The organism is Amycolatopsis sp. NPDC005961 (assembly GCF_040629235.1).
Taxonomy (GTDB): domain Bacteria; phylum Actinomycetota; class Actinomycetes; order Mycobacteriales; family Pseudonocardiaceae; genus Amycolatopsis; species Amycolatopsis camponoti.
On the sequence record NZ_JBEXVF010000004.1, the window covers coordinates 87,378 to 108,953 of the forward strand.

Here is a 21,576-nt window from a genome sequence, read left to right on the forward strand (position 1 = left end):
CGTGTCGCTGGTGCTGTCCGCGCGGGAGTTCGACGTGCTCTGGGAGTCGTTGGACCTGCCGCGCAAGCACGTCGCGCTGGACGTGCCGAGCGAGGGAACCACTCGCGCCGAGCGGGCGCAGGTCGTGGAGGCGGCGTGGGCGTCGCTGAGCGAGCGGCGGCTGGCCCGCAACCGCCGGGTGTCGGGGGAGGTGGCGGACCAGCTGCACCTGCTGTCCCGCCCGCAGTCCGGCCTGGACGTGTGGGTGTGGGCCGAGCGCGAGATCCGCGGCCGCGCGGTGAGCACCCGCGGCCAGGCGGTGCTGGCGGTGGTGGACAACGGCGAGGTCTGGCTGATCCCGGCCACGGAGGACGGCCTCCCGGAGACGGCGGTCTCGGTGGCGGGAGACCTCGGACCGGGCATCGGCCAGACGGTGAGCATCCCGTATTCGGTCCTCCGCGAGGCCGACGCGGCCGCACGCGGCGACGCGAAGGGGCTGGTCACGGCGTTGGAGGATCGGGGCGTGGAGCTGTTCCTCGCTCAGGAGCTGTCGGGGATGCTGCTGGGCCAGGAGGCCAGGGGCCAGTTCGGCGCGGAACGCGTGGGCCGCGACGGAGTGGTCCACCGCGCGAGTCGGGTGGTGGCGTTCTTCGACACGGACGCGGGGCGATACCTGTTCCAGGTGGCGCGGGACCGCGACGGCCGCGAGTGGGCGACGGTGACCCCGGCGGACAACGCCCTGCTGGCGACGCGAATCCGGGAACTGATGGCGGAGGCCTGAGCCCCGCCGGGGGAACTTGGCCGGGATCGGTACGCGCGGTGCGCGGGAAGTCATAAAGTAAGCACGGGAACCGTCCCGGTCAGGACGACGTCTGACCCGGCGGATGCAAGTTTGCGAAGGGGATGACGAACCGTGCCTGTCTACGACGCCGACTCGATGGCCATCGCGGCCGGCCAGGTGGAGAAGCTGAAGGACGAGTTCGAAAAGTCCAAGCAGAAGGTCACCGGCCTGGACCACGAGCACGAAAGCCCCTTCGGCGGGATGGACGACAAAGGCGACGCGCACGGCGCGGTCGGCAAGTTCAAGGACGGCGTGCACAGCCAGTTCGACGCCGCGGGCAAGCACATGGAGGCGCTGGGGTTCGCCATGCGCAAGGCGGCAGGCCTGATCGCCGAGACCGACCAGGTCGGGGCGAGCGACCTCAAGCTGCACGTCGACAAGTGAACTGAGCAGGGGGCACCAGAGTGGGCTTGAACGGGGTCGGCGCCGGAACGCCGGACAATTGGGACGCCTTCATGAAGAAGGTCGATCAGGTCGAAAAGGTCGATCTGAACAAAATCTCCGCGGCGGCGGCGCAGTTCCGCGAGGCCGGAAAGAACGCGGGTGATCACAATGCGTCCCTGAAGTCTTCGACGGACGCGCTCAACGGTGGCGTGTGGGCCGGTCCGGCGGCGGAACAGTTCTTCACCTACGTCCGCCAGGTGCGCGACGCCGGTACCAAGGTGCAGACACACCTCGAGGACGTCGCGAAGGACCTCGACGGCCTCACGTCGACCCTCGAGCAGATCAAGAAGAACGTCGGGGACAAGCAGCTGGCCGCGGAGAAGGAAGTCAACGCGCGCAACGCCACGGCCGAGACCGCCATCAACAAGGCACTGGCCGACGCGAAGACCGCGCACGACGAGGGCAAGCCCGGCCCGAGCCCGACCGCCGCCGAGATCCTCGCCACGGCGAAGACCGACATCCACACCATCACCGCCGGCTTCGACGGTGACGTGACCGGTCTGCAGACCCAGGCCGACACCGCGATCAAGGCGTCGCAGACGCTGATGTCCCAGCAGATCGAGGGCGGCTACGACCAGGTCCCCCTGCCGAGCAGCACTCCGGCGGCTCCCAAGAGCACCGGCGGCATCCACAGCAACGGCTCCTCCCACCACGCCGGTGGCGGTGGCGGAGGAGGCGGCGGTGGTGGTGGCGGCGGAGGTGGCGGCCTCGGCCCCAGCGGCGGCCCGCCGTCGTCCCCGCCCCCGGGCAACGTCCAGCAGTGGATCCAGGAGGCCATCAAGGCGCTCCAGGCTGCTGGCGTGCCCGTCACGGACGCGGACATCCCCAACATCTGGGCGATCATCCAGCACGAGTCGGGCGGGAATCCCAATGCCATCAACAACTGGGATTCCAATGCCGCTGCCGGGCACCCGTCCAAGGGGCTCATGCAGTGCATCGACGGGACGTTCAACGCCCACAAGCTGCCCGGCCACGACAACATCTACAACCCGGTCGACAACATCATCGCGGGCGTCCGGTACTCCTTCGACCGCTACGGCGGCCTGGGCAACGTGCCGGGCATCAAGGCCATGGCCCACGGTGGTGCCTACCAGGGGTACTAGAACTAGCCTGGCCGCATGGCCGACCTCGAGGCGGGTCCCGCGCTGCGGGCCGGTGTGCCGCCCTTCCACGTCATGGACGTCCTTTCCGCGGCGGGTGCCCGGCAGCGCAGCCACGGCGATCTCGTGTCGCTCGCCGCCGGGCAGCCTTCCGTGCCCGCGCCGGAACCCGTTCTCGACGCCGCACGCGAAGCGCTCGGGAAAAGCACCCTCGGCTACACCGAACAGCTCGGCATCCCCGAGCTGCGGGACGCCGTCGCGGGGCACTACCGGCGGAAGTACCAGCTCGACGTCAGTGCGCGGGACGTCGTCATGACCACCGGGTCGTCCGGGGGCTTCCTGCTCGCCTTCCTCAGCGCCTTCGACCCCGGCGCCAAGGTCGCGATGGCGCGGCCCGGCTACCCCGCCTACCGCAACCTGCTGTCCGTCCTCGGCTGCGAGGTCGTCGAGTTCGCCACCACGGCCGAGACGAACTTCCAGCCGACCGTCGCCCTGCTCGACGAGCTCGGCCCGATCGACGGCCTGATCGTCGCCAGCCCGAGCAACCCGACCGGGACCGTGCTGCCGCCCGGGGAACTGGCCGCGATCACCGGCTGGTGCTCGTCGCACGGCGTGCAGCTGATCAGCGACGAGATCTACCACGGCATCTCCTACGGCGCCGAGCTCGACTGCGCGTGGCAGTTCGGCCGTGAGCCGCTCGTGCTCGGCAGCTTCTCGAAGTACTTCGCGATGACCGGCTGGCGGCTCGGCTGGATGCTCGTGCCGCAGCGCCTCCACCGCGCCGTCGACGTCCTGACCGGCAACTTCACCATCTGCCCGCCCGCGGTTTCGCAGTACGCGGCGCTCGCCGCCTTCACGCCGGAGGCGTACGCGGAGGCCGACGCGCACGTCGAGCACTACCGCGCCAACCGCGACCGGCTCTTCGCCGGCCTCAAGGGCATCGGCCTCGACAAGCTCGCCCCCGCCGACGGTGCCTTCTACGCCTATGCCGACGTCAGCGCGTACACCCAGGACAGTCTGAGCTGGTGCCAGCGGCTGCTCGCCGACACGGGTCTCGCCATCACGCCCGGCGTCGACTTCGACCCGGTCGACGGCGGCAAGTACGTGCGGTTTTCCTTCGCCGGGAGCGCCGAGGACATCGACGAGGGCGTCCGGCGGCTGGGTGCGTGGCTGGGCCAGGGGGAACCCTGATTCATCCCTGAACGTTGGCTCGCCGAGGGGAGTTTCCCCGGCCGGGGTGCCAGAGTGGAGGCATCGGGCCGCCAGCGGCCACGGGAGCAATCGGAGGAAGCCATGTTCTGGAAGATCGTCGGCGGCCTGATCGTCGCCTGGGTGGCGTTCATGGTGCTGGGCGCCGTGATCGGCTTCGTGTTCAAGGCCGTCCTGTGGATCGCCATCATCGGCGGCATCGCGTTCCTCGGCGCCGCCGGCTACCGCGCGATCAGCGGTGGCAAGAAGGACCCGCGCCGCATCAACCGCTACTGAGACTTCAGGGGATCCGCGCCACGCCGCACAGCGACGTCCAGTTGACGGGCGTCAGCGGCGCCAGGCGCGGCCCGTCCGGCCACCACAGGTGCGGCGCCGTGACCCCGGGCTCGAGCAGGTCGAGGCCGTCGAAGAACGACGTGATCTCGGCCCGCGTGCGGTAGCGCGTGTCGAGCCCGGTGCCGCTGTACCTCTTCTGCAGGGCCGTCGCGACGTCCGCCGCGGCGGAGCCGTCGTCCGGGTTGTGCTGGTGGAGCAGGACCAGGTACGACCCCGGCGCCAGCGCGCCGACGTAGGACTTGACCACCTGCCGCGCCTGCTCCAGGTCCGTGATGTGGTGGACGATCGCGCACAGCACGAGCCCGACGGGCCGGTCGAAGTCGAGGAACCGCCCGACGTCCGCGAGTGTTTCGCCGGACCGCAGCAGATCGCTGCCCGAGATGTGCGTGAAGTCGTTGTCGACGAGCAACGCGCGGTTGTGCGCCTGCACGACCGGGTCGTTGTCGACGTAGACGACGTGCGCCTCGGGGTTGTACCGCTGCGCCACCTGGTGGGTGTTCTCCACCGTCGGGAAGCCCGAGCCGAGGTCGAGGAACTGGTCGACGCCGAGGCGTTCGGTCAGGTACCGCACGGCGCGGACGAGCCACTGCCGCACTTCCCGCGCCATCGCCGGCGACTCCGGTGCGACCGCCAGGATCTCCCGCAGCACCGCGCGGTCGGCCTCGTAGTTGTCCTGGCCGCCCATCAGCGCGTCGAAGACACGCGCGATGTTCGGCCGGTCGAAGTCGACGCGGGCCGGCGGGAGTTCGGTCGTCATGGCGGCCTACCGGTGTCGGGGTCCGTGCAGCCTAGGTCACCGGCGATCACCGCCGGTAGGCGGACGTGCGGTGCGGGTGAGGTCAGTCCAGCCAGGCCTGGGCGGCGTCGGCGCCGTTCCACACCTGCGCCTTGAGCCCCACCGCCCGTGCGCCGTCCACATTGGACGGACGGTCGTCGAAGAACAGGCAGTCGACGGGCTCCGCGCCCAGCTCGTCGAGCAGCAGCCGGAAGATCTTCGCGTCCGGCTTGACGCATCGGACGTCGCCCGAGAAGAGCGTCACGCGGAAGTGGCGGGCCCAGTCCTGCCCGCGGACCCACTCGCCGAACACGACCGGGGCGTTCGACAGCAGCGCCAGCGACGCACCGGCCTCGGAGAGCGCTTCGACCAGCGCCTGCGAAGACGGCTCGAGGTGAGCCCAGCCTTCGACGTCGATGCGGGTCAGCTCGGCCGACAGTGTTTCGTCGACGGACACGCCCAGCGCCTTGCCGACCGCCTGCCAGTACTCGAGCGGCGTGCTCCCGGCGTCGTAGGGAATCCGGTAGTCCCAGTACGCCTTCTCGAACTCCGGCAGCGGCGCGCCCATCGCCGCGGCCATGTCCGGGCGCGCCAGGCTCGGCTTGCTCAGCACGTCGCCGTAGTCGAACACGATCCAGTTCACAGTGCCCCCAGTACTCATCGAGCGCCGGTCTTGATGCGGCGCAAGGCTTCTTCGACGTCGGTCGCGCTCAGGTCCCGGTGCGTGACGAACCGGACCTTGCCCGCCATCGGCACCGCGCGGATGCCGAGCGAGTCGAGCCAGGCCAGCGCGGTCGGGATGTCGGGTACCTCGGCGAGCACGATGTTGGTGTCCGGCACGTTCGTCGCCCAGCCGTACTCGGTCAGGCCTTCGGCCAGGCGCTGGGCGTTCTCGTGCGAGTCGGCCAGCTCGGGGATGCGGTCCAGCGCGACCAGGCAGGCCGCGGCCAGGACGCCACCCTGCCGGACGCCGCCGCCGAGCATCTGCCGCATCCGGCGGGCCCGCTCGACGAACGCGACGCTGCCCGCGACGACCGAGCCGACCGGCGCGCCGAGGCCCTTGCTGAAGCAGGCCGACACGGTGTCGACGCCGACGGTGAGCGCGGCGGGCGGCACCTCCAGCGCGACCGCGGCCTGCCACAGCCGGGCGCCGTCGAGGTGCACGGTCAGGCCGGCTTCCTTCGCGACGGACAGCAGCTGGGCGTGCTCGTCGGGCGGGGTCACCGCGCCGCCGGCCGCGTTGTGCGTGTTCTCGAGGCAGAGCAGCGATGTCCGTAATGTGAAGTACGGCCCGGGTTGCCCGATCGCGGCCGCGAGGGTGTCCGGCGAAGGGCGGCCCGGGCCGCCGTCGTGCTCCAGGACGTCCGGCATCCCGCCGGCCAGCCACGCCGCCGAGCCGAGCTCGTTGGACAGCACGTGCGCGCCGCGCGTCGCGAGGAACCGGTCGCCGCGCTGCAGGTGGAGGCTCAGCGCGACGAGGTTCGCCATGGTCCCGCTCGGCACCCACAGCGCGGCCGGCATGCCCAGGACGTGCGCGGCGCGTTCCTCCAGCGCCTGGACCGTCGGGTCGCGCTCGAGGACGTTGTCCCCGACCTCGGCGGACGCCATCGCCGCGCGCATCGTTTCATCCGGACGGGTGACGGTGTCGGAACGGAAGTCCAGCGGCGGCAGCGTGAAGGTCACAGAGCGATCACATCACACCCACCGGATGAGGATCAATGAGCCCTCGGGTGGTGGGACCTGCTCGGTCCGTGCAACCGTGGACGCCCCTGATTCCGTCCTACCCACCGACGACAACAGAGCGGAGCACGACTGCGCGTGGACCAGCGCGACGAGGAGGAGTTCGCGGAGTACTTCGCCGCCAGGCGGGACGCCGTGCGCCGGACCGCGTACATGCTCTGCGGCGACTGGCACCGGGCGGACGACCTCGCGCAGACGGCGTTCGTCGCGCTGCACCGGAGGTGGAAGAAGATCAGGGATCGCGCGGCGACCGACGCGTACGTCCGCACGACGCTCGTGCGGGCGTCGATCGACGAATCGCGGCGTCCGTGGCGGCGTGAGTGGCAGACCGAGACGCTGCCCGAGCCCGCCGACGACTCGCCCGGCCTCGACGACCTCGTCGCGACCAGGGAAGACCTGCTCACGGCGTTGAAGGAGGTGCCGCCCAAGCAGCGGGCGGTGCTGGTCCTGCGGTACTTCGAAGGGCTGGACGTGACCAGCGCGGCGAAGGAACTGGGCTGCAGCGAAGGCAACGTGAAGAGCCAGACCGCGCGCGGGCTGGCGAACCTCAAGCAGGTACTGGAACGGGAGGTGGGGACCAATGGATGAGCAGGAGCTGCGCTCGTTGTTCTCCGCCGCGCCGCCGGACGCGCCCGAGCCGACCTTCAGCCAGGACGACGTCGTCCGCGAATCCCGCCGCCAGACCGTGCGGCGCCGGAACCGGATCACCGCCGGGATGAGCGCCGCGGCGCTGGTGATCGTCGGGTTCGGTGCGTACGGGGTGCTGTCCGGGGGTACCCCCGAGACGCTGACGTCCGCCGACAACGGCGCCATGGCGTCGCAATCCGGACCGGGATCGGGGCAACCCGGCTTGAGCCCGGCACGTCCTGAAATCGGTGGGGAGTCACCGAACTTCTCGTCCGAACCACCTCGGCAGGGAGGTGACCAGGGCGGGAAGACCGGCCAGCTGGCCGAAGGCGCCTCCGGGTGCGAACAGGTGGACGGGGAGCTCGCCATTGCCCTCGCTGGCGAGCTCCCCGGCCACGTCGCCGGTACCCCGGCCGTGCCGGGCGGCGCCTGTTCGACGGCGTCGCGCTCCGCCGGGTTCCCGGTTCCGGGCGGCGAGGTGTCCGCGGCGGTGTACCCGAAGGGCATTTCCGTGGTCTTCAAGTCCCAGCCGGCCGGCGCGGTCACGGTCCAGGTGGCCACCGCGTCCGGTGGGTCGTTGGTGCTGGTGAGCGTGCCTTCGTCCGGGGTGACGGCGCCCTACGCGGGCCAGGTGCGGGCGTTCGCGCTCGCTCTCGCGCCCCGCTTCTGAGCCCGGGGTCGCCCGGTTGGCAGAATGACCGGTCATGACCGCTGCGACCACCCCGAAAGGGGAACGACGGCGCGCCGCGCTCGTCGAGGCCGCCGCGAAGCTGCTCGTCGAGGGCGGGTTCGACGCCGTCCGGCACCGGGCGGTGGCCGAGCGCGCGGGCTTGCCGCTCGCCTCGACGACGTACTACTTCGACTCGCTGGAAGACCTGGTCACGGCGGCCGTCGAGCACCATTCGAACGCCGAGCTGGACGCGGGCCGCCGCCGGCTGGACGAGCTGGCGACCCGCAACCGGGGCGCGCAGGCCACCGTCGACCTGGTGCTGGAGATGCTGCTCGGGCCGGAGACCGACGACCCGGAGGCCGACGCCGAGGCGGTGCTCCTGCGCTATGAACGCCTGGTCGCGACCGGTCGCCGCCCGTACCTGCGGCCGTTGATGCGGACGCTGTCGGCCCAGCTCGACGAGCTGCTGACGGAGATCTTCGCGCGCTCCGGCACGCCGGTGCCCGCTGCCGAACTCGAACGGCTGGTCGCCCTGGTCGACGGCGCCGTCGTCAACGCACTGATCGCGGTCGACCCGGCCCCGCGGGCGGCGGCGTCCCGGATGCTGCGGAACGCACTCGACGGCTCCTGACCATTACTGTCGTGCAGGTGGATCTGAACCTGCTGACCGCACTGGACGCGCTGCTGGAGGAGAACTCCGTGCAGGCGGCCGCCGACCGGCTGCACCTCACCCCGCCCGCGATGAGCCGCACGCTTGCCCGGATCCGGGCGACGACCGGGGACGACATCCTGGTGCGCACCGGCCGGACGATGACCCCGACGCCCCGCGCGCTGGCGATGCGCGACGAGGTGCGGACGCTGGTGGCCCGCGCGAACCGGGTGCTGGCGCCGGCCCGCACGGTGGACCCGGCGACGTTGCGCCGCACGTTCACCATCCAGGGCCACGACGTGCTGCTGGCCGCGCTGTTCCCGGCGTTGCTGCGGACGGCGTCGGCGGAAGCGCCCGGGCTGGGGCTGCGGTTGCTGGCGGAGGCGCCGGTGGACACGCCCGACCTGGCGCGGGGGCACGTGGATCTGGAGCTCGGGGCGACGGTGCCGGCGTCGCCGGAGATCAGCCACGAGGTCGTCGGCGAGGACCGGCTGGTGCTGGTCACGCGCGCCGGGCGCGAGCTGGACATCGAGGAGTTCGCGGCGGCGGAGCACGTGATCGTGTCGCGGCGCGGCCGGCTGCGCGACGGCGTCGACAAGGTGCTGGCCGAGCTGGGGTTGCGCCGCCGGGTGGTGGCGGCGCTCCCGACGGCGGCCCTGGCGTTGCAGGCGATCGTGCACAGCGACGTCGTGGCGGTGCTGGCGGAGCGGTTCACGGCCCAGGCCCGCGCCGACGTCGGCTTGAGCGCGGTGGAACTGCCGTTCGACCCGCCCCACGCACCGGTGGTGCTGAGCTGGCACAGCCGCTACGACACCGACCCGGCCCACGAATGGCTGCGCGCCCATTGCCGCGCCGCGGTGACCGACGTACTGGCCGGATCCGCCGCGGGCGTCGTGAGTGAGAAACAGGGTTAGAACACGGTTTCTCACTCACGACCTCACTTGGCCAGCGCTACCAGTACTTCGCCGCGGGGGCCGGTTTCGGCCGCGTCGAGCATGGCCGCGGCCACCGTCGCGTGGCTGATCATCGGCGGGAACAGCTTGCGGGGCAAGGAGTCGAGCCGCACGCTTTGCCGAGCCGGGCTGATCGGGCCGCTCTTCATCGGGCCCACGTGGACCACCGTGCCGCCCATGCCGAGGATCGCCGTGTCCGCGGCCACCTTGTCCGGGACCTCGGCCTTCAGGAGCCGCGCCACCAACGTCCGGGACAGCCAGCCCGCCGCCTCCGCAGACGGTCCGGTCCCGAGCGCGCCGACCGACACCGCCCGCGCCGGTCCCGCGGCCACCACCGCGCGAGCGCCCGCGGTCAGCACGCCGGGTGGGTCGCCCTTCCGCAGTCCCAGTGCGTCGAGCACGATTTCGCTGCCCCGCAACGCTTCCGCGATCCCCGCGGCGTCGTGGACGTCGGCGGCGACCGTGGTCAGCCGCTCGGTGGACGACGGCGGCGGGTTCCGGCTGACGGCCACCACCTCGTGTCCGCGCTCGAGCGCCTGCCGCACCAGTTCGCTGCCCACCGCGCCCGACGCGCCGAGCACCGCCACCCGGCTCACTTCGGCACCGCCAGCGCCGCGGCGTGCAAACCCGGTGCGGCGACGAGGATGTCGGCCGAGTTGACGTCCCAAGGGGAGCCCGTGAGGTCGGTGACGACCGCGCCCGCTTCCGCGGCGAGCAGGGCGCCGGCCGCGCTGCCGGGCAGGTCCGGTTCGTACTGCCAGAAGACGTCGTACTGCCCGGCGGCGAGGCCCAGCAAGGGAAACGTCGTCGGAATCGTGTTGCGCACCAGCAATGCCTTCGAGGCCATGGCCACGAACGCGTCCGCGAACCGCGTGTAGACCTCGGGAGAGCTGCCGGCCTGGCTCGCCGTCACCGCCGCGTCCGCGAGATCGGTCTTGGCCGAGACGTGCAGCCGCTGCCCGTTGAGGAAGGCGCCTTCGCCGCGCACCGCCGTGTAGGTCAGATCGCCGATCGGCTGGCGGACGACGGTCAGCTCCGGCTGCCCGTCCGTGACCAGCGTGATCGTCACGCCCCACTCCGGCAGGCCGTGCACGTGGTTGACCGCGCCCTCGGTGCCGTCGACCACCCACCACCGCCCGGCCGGCACGACCCGGCCGGTCTCGTCTTCGTCCCACCAGCCCACCTCCGGCGCCACGCCGTCGAGGGCCTCGCGCACGATCGCCGTCGAGGTCGCTTCGAGGCGGGTGCCGAGCTCGTACATCGCCGCCCGGTCCGCCGGCCGGCGCGCCGGGTCGAACGCGACCAGCAAAGCCTGTCCGGCCTTCTCGGCCGCTTGAACCGCTGCTTCCAGAACGTTGGTCATGCACCCATTACGGCACGGACCAAAGCCTGACTCCAGTGCAATCTTCTCAATCGACGAGTTACCGTCATGCACTTGAGCTAGGACTTGCGCTGCGCCTTCGCCAGGTCGTCGCGGGACTTCGTGACGAGCGCGAGCATCGCCTGCTCGGCCGCCACGGGGTCGCCGGCCACGATCGCGTCGAACACCTTGCGGTGGCTCGGCACCGGGTCCTCCGCCGCCGACGCGCCGTGCACCAGCTTGTCGCGCTCGGCCAGCCCGATCGCGATGACGCGTTCCATCCGCATCAGGAAGTTGTTGTGGGTGGCGGTCATCAGCCGCCGGTGGAACGCGAGGTCGGCCTGGACGCTCGCCTCCGCGTCATCGGCCGCGGCCATGTCGGCCAGCGCCTCCCGCAGCGAATCGAGGTCTTCCTCCGACGCGCGTTCGGCCGCGATCCGCGCCGCCGCGGGCTCGACGACCGTGCGGACCTCGGTCAGCTCGTCGAGCAGGCCCGGGTCGTCGGCGGCCGCGGTCTGCCAGCGCATGACGTCGGCGTCGAGCATGTTCCACTTCTCGCGCGGCTGGACGAACGTGCCGCGCTTCTGCCGGGCGTCGATCATCCCCTTCGCGGCCAGCACCTTCAGCGCCTCGCGCAGCGCGGTCAGGCTGATGTCGAGCTCTTCGCGCAGGGCCGGCAGGTCCAGGACGGTGCCCTCGCCCCACTCGTCGGAGAGGATCCGGCTGGCCAGTGCCTCCACGGTCTGGCCGTGCAACCCGCGTGGCCGGTGTTCGGTCAATGGAGGGGCCCTCTCGACTGGTGGTTCGTGGTCGGGCCATCCTACGCTGCGACTGAAGTCGTCATAAATTATGAATACATCTTGACACCGGCGGCGCCCGGTTGCACTCTTTGGCAGCAGTCAAGCCCGAGCGGGCACCAAGACAAAGGGGTCACGACATGACGAGTGCAGGCCTGTCCCGCCGTCGTTTCCTGCGCAACACCGGCCTGGCCGGGCTGGGCGCCATCGGCTCGGGCAGCTTCCTCGCCGCCTGCGCCACCTCAGCGAACTCCGGCCCGGTCAAGCAGGCCGCCGGCGCGGTCACCGTCCAGTCGAACCTGTCCTCGCCCGAGGCGAAGAAGGCGATCGAAGCGCTGGCCCAGGCGTTCGGCGCGAAGGGCGGCACGACGGCGACGGTCAACACCGTCGCGTCGGAGACCTTCCGCACCCAGCTGCCCAGCTACCTCACCGCGGCCACCCCGCCCGACACCTACACGTGGTACCCGGGTTCGCTGCTGTCCGGCTACGCGCGCAAGGGCCTGCTGCTCGATGTCGGCGACGTCTGGCAGACCATGGGCGACTACAGCGCCGCGTTCCGCACGCTCTCCGGCGACGGCGCCGGCCACCAGGTCTTCGTCCCCACGTCCTACTACTGGTGGGGCTTCTTCTACCGGAAGTCCAACTTCGCGAAGTGGGGCGTGCGGCCGCCGACGAACTGGAGCGAGTTCCTCGCGCTGTGCGAAACCTTGAAAGGCAAGGGAATCGCGCCGATCGGGCTCGGCGCGGGCGGCACCACGCCGTGGACCGCGTCCGCCTGGTTCGACTACCTGAACATCCGGATCAACGGCGCGCCCTTCCACCGCGAACTGCTCGCGGGCAAGCAGCGCTTCGACGACCCGCGCGTCAAGAAGATCTTCGACCCGTGGCGCCAGGCCCTGCCGTACTTCGACCCGAACGGCACCGCGATCGCGTTCCAGGACGCCACCACCGTGCTGCTGCAGGGCCGCACCGGCATGGTCCTGACCGGCACGTTCTTCGCCGACGCCGCCCCGAAGGACGCGCTCGACGACCTCGACTTCTTCCAGTTCCCGATCCTCGACCCGGCCGTGCCGGTGGCCGAGGAGGGCCCGACCGACGGCTTCTTCGCCAGCGCGCGCACCCCGCACGTCGCCGAGGTCAAGGAGTGGTTCAAGTACGTCGCCACGGCCGAGGCGCAGGAGCTCTACATCAAGAACTCCTCCGGCACGGTCCTGCCGACCAACCCGAAGGCCAAGGACAACGGCACGCCGCTGGTCCAAAAGGGACGGAAGCTGCTCACCGACGCCAAGGAGATCACGCAGTTCTTCAACCGCGACTCCTCCGACGCGCTGCAGCCGACCGCCGACGCCGCGCTGATCCGGTTCATCCAGAAGCCGAACGAGCTCGACTCGATCCTGAGCGACTGGCAGACCGCCGCGCAGAAGGTCTGGCAGTCCTGAGATGGCGGTGCTGACCGCTGATCGGCCGAAGACCGCGGCACGGACCCCGAAGCGCCGTCGCCGGGTCTCGCCCGTGCTGCTGGCGTTCGTCCTGGTGCCGCTGGTCGTCGAGGGATTCTGGGTGTTCTGGCCGGCGCTGCAGGGGTTCTACCTGGCGATGACGAACTGGGACGGCGTCTCGGCGCCCACGTTCGTCGGCCTGGGCAACTTCGCCGAGATGTTCTCCGACGACATCTTCAAGACCGCCGCGCTCGACACGGTGATCTGGCTCGTGCTCTTCGGTGGCCTCTCGGCGGTCGGAGGGCTCGCGCTGGCGGCGTTGCTGCAGAAGGAACGCCGTGGCGTCGGGTTCTACCGGGCCGCGCTGTTCACGCCGGTGGTGTTCTCGCTGGTCGCGACGTCGCTGATCTGGCAGGTGATCTACCAGCCGGACGGCGTCTTCAACAAGGTGCTCGGCGCGATCGGGCTCGGCAGCTGGCAGCACGCGTGGCTCGCCGACCCGAAGACGGCGCTGTACGCGGTGCTCGTGCCGGCGCTGTGGCGGCAGCTCGGCTACGTGATGGTGCTGTACCTGGCCGGCCTCAAGGGCATCGACCCGGCGCTGTACGAAGCGGCCAAGCTGGACGGCGCGACCGCGTGGCAACAGTTCCGCAACGTCACCTGGCCGCAGCTGCGCAGCGTCAACTCGGTGGTCCTGTCGGTGATCATCATCGACTCGCTGCGGTCGTTCGACGTCATCTGGTCCATGACGAAGGGCGGGCCGTACCACTCGTCCGAGGTGCTCAGCACGTACATGTACGCGACGGCGTTCCAGTCGCTGCGCCTCGGCTACGCGTCCGCGCTGGCCGTGGTGATCTTCGTACTGGCGTTCGGCGTGATCGTGACCTACCTCGTGCGCGCGTTCCGGGAGGACTCGTGAGGAGAACGCGGACCTTCGGGTTCCACCTCCTATCCGGCGGGCTGGCGGTGTTGTGGCTGCTGCCGATCGTGCTGGTCCTGACGACGAGCGTCCGGACGTTCTCCGACATCGCGTCGAACGGGCTGGGCGCGCTGCCCGCGTCGTTCTCGCTCGACGGGTTCGGGCAGGCGTGGGGCGAGGGCGGCGGCGGGCACGCGATGCTGAACAGCCTGCTCGTCACGATCCCGACGGTGCTGCTGGCGCTGCTGCTCAGCTCGGCGGCGGCGTTCGCGCTGAGCCGGTACGAGATCCCGTTCCGCCGCACGATCATTCTCGTGATGCTGGCGGGAAACCTGCTCCCGCCGCAGATCCTGCTGGTGCCGGTGGCGAAGCTGGCCGAGCTGCTGGGCATCTACGACACGTTGACGGCGCTGATCGTCGTGCAGGTCGGGTTCGGGCTCGGCTTCTACACGTTCGTGCTGCAGGGGTTCATGCGGTCGATCCCCGGTGAGATCCAGCAGGCCGCGCTGATCGACGGCGCCGGCGTCGCGCAGATCTTCTGGCGGATCATCCTGCCGATGACCCGCCCGGCGCTGGCCGCGCTCGGCGCGCTGGCGTTCACCTGGACGTTCAACGACCTGCTGTGGTCGATCACCGTGCTGCGCACCGGAACGGTGATGCCGGTGACGCCGGCGCTGCTCGGCCTGCAGGGCCAGTACGTGTCCAACTGGAACGTGATCGCCGCGGGTTCGGTGATCGCCGCCGTGCCGACGGTCGCGGTGTTCCTGCGGTTCCAGAAGCACTTCATCTCGGGGCTCGCGATCGGGGCGATCAAGTGACGTGGACCGTGTCCATGAAGACGACTTCGTACACCGTGGCGCTGGACCCCACTGAGCGCTGGCTTGAGCTGGTGGCCTGGGGTCCACACGGGATCGAGGACGGGCCGTCGGTGTTCACGAACGCGGGCTCGGTGCACTTCATCACCGAGGCCGACGCGGCGCCGGTGGAGTACGCGCCGCTGGGGCTGCGCCCGTTCTCGGGCGCGGACGTCGCGGTGCGGGGCGGTTCGTGGTGGCGGTTCGACGGCGCTTCTTCTGCCGCCGACCTGCGGCTGGCCTTCGTGGACGAGGTTTCCGGGCTGCGCGCGGTGCTCTGCTACCGGCCGGTGCCCGAGACGGACGTGCTCACCCGGTGGGTCGAATTCGAGAACACGGGCTCGTCGACCCTGGAGTTCGACCGGCTGGGCTCGGCGGGCGTGTGCGTGCCGACGGTGTCCGGCGCCCGGCTGACGTACTTGACCGGCCAGTGGTCGCGGGAGTTCACGCGCCAGTCGCTGAGGCTGCCCGCGGGCGGGTTCCGGATGGAGAGCCGCTTCGGCGTCCCGGGGCACGCGCACGTCCCGTGGCTGGCGGTGCAGGACTCGTCCGGTGGACCGGCTTTCGGCGTTTCGCTGGAATGGCCCGGATCGTGGTCGATCGAGGCGGACGTGGAGCCTTCGGGGCTGACGCGCGTCCGGGCCGGCCGGCTGCCTTCACCGGGCCCGGTGCGCCTGGAGCCCGGTGGCGCCTTATCGACTCCGGCCGTCGCGTTGGCGTCCAGTGTGGACGGTCTGGCCGGGCTGGCGTCCGTGTGGCACGACTACGACCGCGTGCTGGCGGGCTCCCGTCGGCGGCGCCCGCGTCCGGTGCTCTACAACTCGTGGGAAGCGACCGGCTTCGACGTCCGGAGCGACGGCCAGCTGGAGCTGGCGAAACGGGCGGCCGACCTCGGCATCGAGCTGTTCGTGGTCGACGACGGCTGGTTCACCGGCCGCGACGACGACACCGGCGGTCTCGGTGACTGGACCCCGGCGGATTCGGATTTCGGCGACTTCGTCGAGTCGGTGCGGGACCTGGGCCTGGAGTTCGGCCTGTGGGTCGAGCCGGAGGCGGTCAGCCCGAAGTCGCAGCTCTACGCGGAGCACCCCGACTGGGTGTACCGGATCGACGGCCGTCCGCTCACGTTGATCCGCAACCAGCTGCTGCTGGACCTGGGGCTGCCCGACGTCGTCGCGTTCGTGAAGTCCACTTTGGACACACTGTTGTCGGCGTACCCGATCTCGTACCTGAAGTGGGACATGAACCGCCCCCCGACGGAACGCGGCCGCCCGGGCTCGCCTTTCGCCGACCTGGACGCCGAGCACGTGGCGGGCTACCTGTCCGTGCTGGATCACCTGCGTGCCGAGCATCCCCACGTGACGATCGAGGCGTGCGCGGGCGGCGGCGGCCGGACGGACCTGGCAACGGTGGCCCGCACGGACGTGGTGTGGCCGAGCGACAACACCGGCCCCCTGGACCGGCTGGCGATCCAGGACGGGTTCCTGCTGATGCACGCGCCGCACCTGATGAGTTCATGGGTGACGGACGCGCCGGGCGTGTTCGACCCCCGCCCCCGGTCACTGCGGTTCCGCTTCGTGACGGCGATGGCCGGGGTACTGGGCATCGGCGCGGACCTGTCGCGGTGGACGCCCGCCCAGCACGCGGAGGCGGCGTCCCTGATCGCGGTGTACAAGTCGATCCGCTCGGTTATCCACCACGGCGTCGCCCGGGTGCTGGCCGGTCCGTCGGAGCCGACGGCGGCCACGCAGTACACGTCCGAGGACGGCGACACGGTCGTCGTGCTGGCGTGGAGCACCGGGCCGTTGACCGGCGCGCCGCTGGTGCCGGGCCGGTCGTCGCGGGTGCGCCTCTCCGTACCGGATGCGTCCTATGTGGACCACCTGGGCACCCGGTACTCGGGTGCGCACCTGAGGTACGCGGGCCTGCCCTTCGACTGGACCGCCGACCACGACGCCGACGTCGTGATCCTCCGGCGGGAGCGGTCGTAGCTCGTTGATGGTGCCTGGTCACAGCAACCCGGCTTGGTGAAGCTTCAGCACGACACCTGCCACGCCAGGGGCGGCGCCGATCAGCAGCATTCGCAAAACGCGTACGGCACGGTCAGCGCGCCGATGGTTGCGGTCGAGTACGGCGACCACGACGACGAAAGAGATCAGTAGCAATACGTAGCCGGCCGTCGCCGCGATGAGCCACTCCCGCATCGCACACCTTCCTCACCTGAAAGATCAAGTGAGGCGCAACCTTCGGGGCCCGCTTCGCTTCATACCGCGCGTCGGCCGAAAAAGCAACGCCGACGCACCAGTGCTTCAACGCGCCGAAAGGGCGTCTGACCTGCAGTTCAGTGCCGATTCGAGGACATCTAGTGCACCGAAATGGCGGGGAGGTTGCGGGGATACTGGTCCAACCATCAGGGTAGTGACACCGGCAGCACGAACGTCGGCGATCCGGTCGGGTAGTACTTCAGGTCCGCCTCGCCCGACGCGGTCAGCGTGAACGCCGTGATCGCGTCCTCCGATTGCGCCGCCACGTAACACGTCCCGTCCACCAGGGCGAAGTGGCGGGGGTTCGCGCCGCACGGCTGGTCCGCCACCGCCAGGGTGTCGTCCAGGGCGAACTCCGTCACGCAGTCCGGGCCGCGGTTCGACACGTACATCCGCGCGTCCGCCAGCTCCAGGTGGGCCACCAGGTTGGGCGTCACCGACGAAAGCGTCGACGGGGTCACCGACACCACCGAGAACGCCCCCGGCGACGTCTCGCGGACCGTCACCACGGTCCCGGCCAGCTCGCCGACGACGTACGCCAGGTCGGTACCCGGCCGCCGGACCAGCTGGCGGGGGCCCGTGCCCGCCGGCAGCGAAGACACCGCGAGCAGCTCCAAAGACCCCGAAGCGGACAGCGTGTAGCTGCGGATCTCGTCCGTGCCCAGGTCGACCGCGCTCACGATCGACCCGTCGGCCGACGGGACCGCCATGTGGACGTGCGCCGCCTCCTGGCGGTCGGCGTCCGGACCGCTCCCGCTGTGCTGGGCCAGCGCCGTCCGGGAGACCAAAGCGCCCGACGGCGACAGGGAGAACACCGCCAGGCTGCCGCCGGTGTAGTTGGCGCACAGCAGGAACCGGCCGTCCGGGGTCACCGCCAGGTGACACGGGTGCGCGCCACCCGTCGCCAAGCTGCCCAGCACCGACAACGCGCCGGAAGCCGAAAGCGCCAGCGCCGTCACGGAGCCGGTGGAAGTCTCGTTCGCCGCGTACAGCACCGGCAACGACGGGTGCCGCACCAGCCACGACGGCGACTCGAGCGGCAGCGAAGCGATCTCGGTCAAGTCCCCGGAAGAGGAACGCGAGAACGTCGTGATCCCCGTGCCGTTCCCCGCGTCGCCGGTGTAGCACCCGACGAAGACCAGCTCAGCCATGCGCGCTCCTCAACAGCGTCTCGACGCGGGCGGCGATCTCCGCGGTGGTGCCGCGGGTCAGCGCCGAGCCGACCCCGCACGCCACCGCGCCCGCTGCCAGCCAGCCTGGCACGTCCGCCGGTCCGATGCCGCCGGTGGGCACCAGTGGCGCCTGCGGCAGCGCCGCCCGCACGTCCGACACCCACGAAGGACCCCAAGAAGAAGCCGGGAAAACCTTGACCGCGTCGGCGCCTTCTTCCAGCGCCCGCACGATTTCGGTCACCGAACCCGCGCCGGGGAACGCCGCCGCGCCGTACCGGTGAGCGGTACGGATCACCGCCGCGTCGACCGACGGCGACACGAGGAACCGGGCGCCCGCGCGGATCGCCAGCACCGCCGACGCCTCGTCGAGGACCGTGCCGGCGCCGATCGTCGCGTCCGGGTAGGCCGCGGACAGCCCCGAGATCGCGTTCAGCGCTCCCGGGTTCGTCAGCGGCAGCTCGACCGACCGCAGCCCGGCTTCCAGGATCGCGCGGGCCGCGGCCACCGCCGACTCCGCGTCGTGCGTCCGGACGATGCCGATGACGCCTTGGCGCAGTGCGTTCGCGGTGATCTCCCAGCGGTAGCTCATCGGGCCAGCCTACCCCGTGAAATCTTAATTTAGGATTTATTCTTGACGTGCCCCGACGCGTCCCGGCATGCTGCTCCCGGCTCGCAGTTCACCGGAGAAAGGCGTCCGGCACATGCTCCTGAAGAGAACCCTCGCGGTGGTCGCCGCGATCGCCGCCACCTTCGCGGCGGTACCCGCGTACGCGACCCCGGCCGTGGACCAAGGCGCTCCCGACTACTACGACAGCGGGGTCGCGAAGACCCCGTACATGGGCTGGAACACCTACTACGGCCTGGGCGCGCCCAGCGAGGCGTCGGTGAAGTCCGTCGCGGACTTCCTCGTCTCCAGCGGCCTGCGCGACGCCGGCTACCGCTACGTCTGGATCGACGGCGGCTGGACCGCCCCCGACCCGCGTGACGCACAGGGGAACCTCCACGAGGACACCGCGAAGTTCCCGAGTGGACTGTCCTCTTTGGTCGACTACCTGCACGGCAAGAGCCTCAAGGCCGGCATCTACACCGACGCGGGCGCCTCCGACGGCAAGAACTGCGCAGCCGGCTCCGGCGGGTACTACGAGCAGGACACCAAGCGCTTCGCGAGCTGGAAGTTCGACGCCGTCAAGGTCGACTTCCTCTGCGGCATCGCCCAGAACCTCAAGCCCGCCGAAGCGTTCACGCAGTTCAGTCAGGCCCTCGCCAAGGCGGGCCGTCCGATGGTGCTCAACGTCTGCAACCCGGTCACCGACGAGTGGGGCACCCCGCACGGGCCCGACCAGGTCGCCGGCATCGCCTACAGCTACGGCCCGCTCGTCGCCGACTCCTGGCGCACCAGCACCGACATCGCGTTCGGCACGCCGTACGAGGGCATCTGGAAAGACGTCCTGCGCAACATGGACGCCAACGCCGCGCACCCCGAGGCGAACGGGCCGGGCCACTACAACGACCCCGACTACCTCATCCCGATGCGCAAGACCGAGCAGGGCACCTACGAGCTGAACGAGGAGGAGTCGACCACCCAGTTCGTCATGTGGGCGGAGATGGCCTCCCCGCTGATCCTCGGCTCCGACCCGCGCACGCTGCCCGCGTCGATGCTCAAGACGCTGAAGAACCCGGAGATCGTCGGCGTCAACCAGGACCGCCTCGCCGTCCAGGGCGTCCGCGTCGCGACCAGCGGCAGCACCGACACCTACAGCAAGGTCCTCTCCCACGACGGCGACCGGGCGGTCGTCCTGCTCAACCGCGGTGAGACGCCGACGCAGATGACGCTGAACTTCGCCGACGCCGGGCTCGAGGGGCGAGTGTCCATTCGCGACCTCCGCGCCCGCGCCGACCGCGGCAGCGCCACCGGCTCGTACTCGGTCACGGTCCCCGCGCACGGCACCGCGTTCCTGCGCCTGCACGGCACCGACCTCGTCCCGGGCGACGACCTCGGCGGCAACGCGTCCGCCAGCCCGGCGATCGTCCGCACCGGCGGCAAGACCGTGACGTTCTTCCGCGACCAGGGCGGCTCCCTGCAGGTCAAGGGCCTCGACGGGCCGCGTGAGGTCGGCGGCAGGTTCCTCGGCCAGCCGTCCGCGGTCGCCTCCGAGGGCAAGATCGACGTCTACGTCCGCGGCCTCGACAACGCTCTCTACCAGCGCAGCTACACGAAGAAGTGGGGCGACTGGAAGCGGCTCGGCGGCACGCTCACCGACTCGCCGTCCGTCACCACCGAAGGAACCGTTTTCGCGAGAGGCGCCGACGGCCAGGTCTGGCAGCGGACCAGCGCCGGTCAGTGGTCCGGTCTCGGCGCGCCCGGCGGCAAGCCGATCTACGGCCGTCCCGGCGCGGCGACGTCGACGAGCGGCACGGTCGTCGCGGTCCGCACGGCCGACGACAGCGTCTGGGTGCGCACGAAGACCGGCGGCACCTGGTCGGACTGGACGCCCATCGGCGGCACGGTCAGCAGCAGCCCGACGCTCGTCGCGGCCGGCGCGAAGGTCGCGCTCACCGCGTCCGCGAGCGACTACTCGCTGTGGGCCAACGAGTGGTCCGGTTCGTGGGCCGGCTGGTTCAAGCGGCCGGACTACCCGAGCGGGAGCATCGTGGGAACCCTCGGCGCGGCGTCCGACGGCGCGTCGCTGTGGTTCGCCGCCCGCGGGCCGGACGACCATGTCCACGTAGCCAAGTTCTAGGAACAGGAGAGGCGATGTCCACGCGTACCGCGGTGGTGACCGGAGCGGCGTCCGGGATCGGGCTGGCGACGGCCCGGAAGCTGCTCGACGACGGCTACCGCGTGCTGGGCGTGGACATCGCCGAACTCCCCGACGGCGTCACGCCGATCCGGGGATCGGTCGGCGACGAAACGACCTGGGCGGGCATCGGTGAGGTGGACGCCCTGGTCAGCAACGCCTACATGCCGAGCACCGGGCCGCTGCACGAGATCGATCTCGCCGAGTGGCAGCGGCAGCTCGACGTCAACCTGACCGGCACGTACCTCGCCCTGAAGGCCTGCCTGCCCTCTCTGCGAAAGACGGGCGGCGCGGTCGTGCTGGTTTCGTCGGTGCACGCGCACTTCGGCCTGCCGGGGCATCCCGCGTACGCCGCGAGCAAGGGCGCGCTGGTCGCGCTGGCCCGGCAGCTCGCCGTCGAATACGCCCCGGACGTGCGGGTCAACTCCGTGCTGCCGGGGCCGGTGCTCACCGAGGCCTGGAACCGCATTTCGCCCGAGGACCGCGAACGCAGCGCGCGGGCGACGCCGGCCGGGCGCCTCGGCGACCCGGCGGAGGTCGCGAACGTGATCGCCTTCCTGCTCTCGGACGCCGCGTCGTTCGTCACCGGAGCCGAGTTGACCGTCGACGGCGGCTGGTCCGCCGCCAAGGATTCCGCGTAGATGGGGGAC

The 21,576-nt window shown here is 70.8% G+C and carries 24 protein-coding genes; 15 read left to right on the top strand and 9 right to left on the bottom strand.

Going from position 1 to position 21,576, the window contains the following annotated elements:
- The first annotated feature begins 1 nt into the window (after nt 1).
- From ABZ342_RS05145 to ABZ342_RS05165, 5 genes are all read left to right on the top strand, one after another.
- The gene (locus ABZ342_RS05145; protein WP_360468870.1) at nt 2–760 is read left to right on the top strand and encodes an ESX secretion-associated protein EspG; all 759 of its coding nucleotides are present in this window, start codon (nt 2–4) and stop codon (nt 758–760) included.
- A 132-nt stretch (nt 761–892) separates the two neighbouring features.
- Nucleotides 893–1,204: a hypothetical protein gene (locus ABZ342_RS05150; protein WP_360468872.1), complete on the top strand. Its 312-nt coding sequence runs from the start codon at nt 893–895 to the stop codon at nt 1,202–1,204.
- A 20-nt stretch (nt 1,205–1,224) separates the two neighbouring features.
- A complete protein-coding gene (locus ABZ342_RS05155; RefSeq protein WP_360468874.1) occupies nt 1,225–2,367 on the top strand; it encodes a transglycosylase SLT domain-containing protein in 1,143 nt (380 codons plus the stop codon).
- 15 nt (nt 2,368–2,382) lie between these two features.
- Nucleotides 2,383–3,555 carry a pyridoxal phosphate-dependent aminotransferase gene (locus ABZ342_RS05160; RefSeq protein WP_360468876.1) on the top strand — a complete coding sequence of 391 codons (1,173 nt, stop codon included), beginning with the start codon at nt 2,383–2,385 and terminating at the stop codon, nt 3,553–3,555.
- 102 nt (nt 3,556–3,657) lie between these two features.
- Entirely contained in the window at nt 3,658–3,849 is a 192-nt protein-coding gene (locus ABZ342_RS05165; RefSeq protein WP_155548045.1) for a hypothetical protein, read from the top strand.
- Between the two features lie 4 nt (nt 3,850–3,853).
- Here the strand turns inward: ABZ342_RS05165 and ABZ342_RS05170 are convergent, their stop codons facing one another.
- From ABZ342_RS05170 to ABZ342_RS05180, 3 genes are all read right to left on the bottom strand, one after another.
- A complete protein-coding gene (locus ABZ342_RS05170) occupies nt 3,854–4,666 on the bottom strand; it encodes an SAM-dependent methyltransferase (protein WP_360468878.1) in 813 nt (270 codons plus the stop codon).
- An 82-nt stretch (nt 4,667–4,748) separates the two neighbouring features.
- On the bottom strand, nt 4,749–5,327 hold the full coding sequence (locus tag ABZ342_RS05175) for an HAD family phosphatase (RefSeq protein WP_360468880.1): 579 nt from the start codon (nt 5,325–5,327) through the stop codon (nt 4,749–4,751).
- Nucleotides 5,328–5,341: 14 nt separating this feature from the next.
- Nucleotides 5,342–6,367 carry a threonine aldolase family protein gene (locus tag ABZ342_RS05180; RefSeq protein ID WP_360468882.1) on the bottom strand — a complete coding sequence of 342 codons (1,026 nt, stop codon included), beginning with the start codon at nt 6,365–6,367 and terminating at the stop codon, nt 5,342–5,344.
- A 135-nt stretch (nt 6,368–6,502) separates the two neighbouring features.
- On the opposite strand from ABZ342_RS05180, the gene ABZ342_RS05185 reads away from it, so the two are divergent.
- From ABZ342_RS05185 to ABZ342_RS05200, 4 genes are read left to right on the top strand one after another with little or no spacing between them, the layout of a single operon-like run.
- The gene (locus tag ABZ342_RS05185) at nt 6,503–7,012 is read left to right on the top strand and encodes a SigE family RNA polymerase sigma factor (protein ID WP_360468884.1); all 510 of its coding nucleotides are present in this window, start codon (nt 6,503–6,505) and stop codon (nt 7,010–7,012) included.
- Nucleotides 7,005–7,721 carry a hypothetical protein gene (locus ABZ342_RS05190; protein WP_360468886.1) on the top strand — a complete coding sequence of 239 codons (717 nt, stop codon included), beginning with the start codon at nt 7,005–7,007 and terminating at the stop codon, nt 7,719–7,721. The genes ABZ342_RS05185 and ABZ342_RS05190 overlap by 8 nt, the downstream gene beginning before the upstream one ends.
- Before the next feature lie 34 nt (nt 7,722–7,755).
- A complete protein-coding gene (locus tag ABZ342_RS05195; protein ID WP_155548039.1) occupies nt 7,756–8,352 on the top strand; it encodes a TetR family transcriptional regulator in 597 nt (198 codons plus the stop codon).
- Between the two features lie 11 nt (nt 8,353–8,363).
- Nucleotides 8,364–9,284, top strand: coding sequence for a LysR family transcriptional regulator (locus tag ABZ342_RS05200; protein ID WP_360468889.1), 921 nt, complete (start codon nt 8,364–8,366; stop codon nt 9,282–9,284).
- Between the two features lie 23 nt (nt 9,285–9,307).
- Here ABZ342_RS05200 and ABZ342_RS05205 read toward each other — a convergent pair whose 3' ends face one another.
- The 3 genes from ABZ342_RS05205 to ABZ342_RS05215 all read right to left on the bottom strand — a co-directional run bounded on the left by ABZ342_RS05205 (nt 9,308) and on the right by ABZ342_RS05215 (nt 11,462).
- Nucleotides 9,308–9,919 carry an NAD(P)H-binding protein gene (locus ABZ342_RS05205; RefSeq protein WP_360468891.1) on the bottom strand — a complete coding sequence of 204 codons (612 nt, stop codon included), beginning with the start codon at nt 9,917–9,919 and terminating at the stop codon, nt 9,308–9,310.
- Entirely contained in the window at nt 9,916–10,686 is a 771-nt protein-coding gene (locus ABZ342_RS05210) for an inositol monophosphatase family protein (protein ID WP_360468893.1), read from the bottom strand. The genes ABZ342_RS05205 and ABZ342_RS05210 overlap by 4 nt, the downstream gene beginning before the upstream one ends.
- A gap of 77 nt (nt 10,687–10,763) precedes the next feature.
- Nucleotides 10,764–11,462: an FCD domain-containing protein gene (locus tag ABZ342_RS05215; protein ID WP_360468895.1), complete on the bottom strand. Its 699-nt coding sequence runs from the start codon at nt 11,460–11,462 to the stop codon at nt 10,764–10,766.
- A 158-nt stretch (nt 11,463–11,620) separates the two neighbouring features.
- Here ABZ342_RS05215 and ABZ342_RS05220 point away from each other — a divergent pair, with 158 nt between their 5' ends.
- Genes ABZ342_RS05220 through ABZ342_RS05235 form a run of 4 tightly spaced genes read left to right on the top strand, consistent with a single transcriptional unit; the run spans nt 11,621 to nt 16,683 of the window.
- Nucleotides 11,621–12,919, top strand: a complete 1,299-nt coding sequence (locus ABZ342_RS05220) for an extracellular solute-binding protein (protein WP_360468897.1) — start codon at nt 11,621–11,623, stop codon at nt 12,917–12,919.
- Between the two features lies 1 nt (nt 12,920).
- A complete protein-coding gene (locus ABZ342_RS05225; protein ID WP_360468899.1) occupies nt 12,921–13,838 on the top strand; it encodes a sugar ABC transporter permease in 918 nt (305 codons plus the stop codon).
- A complete protein-coding gene (locus ABZ342_RS05230; protein WP_360468901.1) occupies nt 13,835–14,656 on the top strand; it encodes a carbohydrate ABC transporter permease in 822 nt (273 codons plus the stop codon). The genes ABZ342_RS05225 and ABZ342_RS05230 overlap by 4 nt, the downstream gene beginning before the upstream one ends.
- Nucleotides 14,657–14,670: 14 nt before the next feature.
- Nucleotides 14,671–16,683: an alpha-galactosidase gene (locus tag ABZ342_RS05235; protein WP_360468903.1), complete on the top strand. Its 2,013-nt coding sequence runs from the start codon at nt 14,671–14,673 to the stop codon at nt 16,681–16,683.
- An 18-nt stretch (nt 16,684–16,701) separates the two neighbouring features.
- Here the strand turns inward: ABZ342_RS05235 and ABZ342_RS05240 are convergent, their stop codons facing one another.
- The 3 genes from ABZ342_RS05240 to ABZ342_RS05250 form a co-directional block, all read right to left on the bottom strand.
- Nucleotides 16,702–16,896, bottom strand: a complete 195-nt coding sequence (locus tag ABZ342_RS05240) for a hypothetical protein (RefSeq protein ID WP_360468905.1) — start codon at nt 16,894–16,896, stop codon at nt 16,702–16,704.
- Between the two features lie 206 nt (nt 16,897–17,102).
- Nucleotides 17,103–18,107 (bottom strand): beta-propeller fold lactonase family protein, encoded by a 1,005-nt coding sequence (locus ABZ342_RS05245; protein WP_360468907.1) that lies wholly within the window; start codon nt 18,105–18,107, stop codon nt 17,103–17,105.
- On the bottom strand, nt 18,100–18,717 hold the full coding sequence (locus ABZ342_RS05250) for a bifunctional 4-hydroxy-2-oxoglutarate aldolase/2-dehydro-3-deoxy-phosphogluconate aldolase (RefSeq protein ID WP_360468909.1): 618 nt from the start codon (nt 18,715–18,717) through the stop codon (nt 18,100–18,102). The genes ABZ342_RS05245 and ABZ342_RS05250 overlap by 8 nt, the downstream gene beginning before the upstream one ends.
- A gap of 112 nt (nt 18,718–18,829) precedes the next feature.
- On the opposite strand from ABZ342_RS05250, the gene ABZ342_RS05255 reads away from it, so the two are divergent.
- On the top strand, nt 18,830–20,869 hold the full coding sequence (locus ABZ342_RS05255) for a hypothetical protein (protein WP_360468911.1): 2,040 nt from the start codon (nt 18,830–18,832) through the stop codon (nt 20,867–20,869).
- Between the two features lie 14 nt (nt 20,870–20,883).
- Nucleotides 20,884–21,567, top strand: coding sequence for an SDR family oxidoreductase (locus ABZ342_RS05260; RefSeq protein WP_360468913.1), 684 nt, complete (start codon nt 20,884–20,886; stop codon nt 21,565–21,567).
- The last annotated feature ends 9 nt before the right edge of the window (nt 21,568–21,576 follow it).